Annotated in this window: 1 protein-coding gene; it reads left to right on the top strand. The window is 66.7% G+C overall.

The annotated features are described in order from the left end of the window. The coding region (locus IF47_RS0126980; RefSeq protein WP_031511675.1) for a GTP-binding protein at nt 1-363 on the top strand (363 nt) is incomplete at both ends.

The following is a 363-nucleotide window of genomic DNA, read 5'->3' as shown; positions in this document are numbered from 1 at the left end:
CAAGACCACGACGACCGTGGCGATGGACTTCGGCCGGATCACGTTGGACCAGGACCTGATCCTGTATCTGTTCGGCACGCCCGGGCAGGACCGGTTCTGGTTCATGTGGGACGACCTGGTGCGCGGGGCGATCGGCGCGGTGGTGTTGGTGGACACCCGGCGGCTGGCGGACTGTTTTCCGGCGGTGGACTACTTCGAGAACTCGGGTCTGCCGTTCGTGATCGCGCTCAACGGGTTCGACGGGCATCAGCCGTACACCCCGGACGAGGTGCGCGAGGCGTTGCAGATCGGTCCGGACGCGCCGATCATCACCACCGACGCCCGGCATCGGGCCGAGGCCAAGAGCGCACTGATCACCCTCGT

Source organism: Streptomyces megasporus (genome assembly GCF_000718985.1).
In the GTDB taxonomy this organism is placed as follows: Bacteria; Actinomycetota; Actinomycetes; order Streptomycetales; family Streptomycetaceae; genus Streptomyces; species Streptomyces megasporus.
The sequence above is the reverse complement of the archived record's forward strand: the minus strand, read 5'-3'. Positions and strand labels throughout refer to the sequence as shown.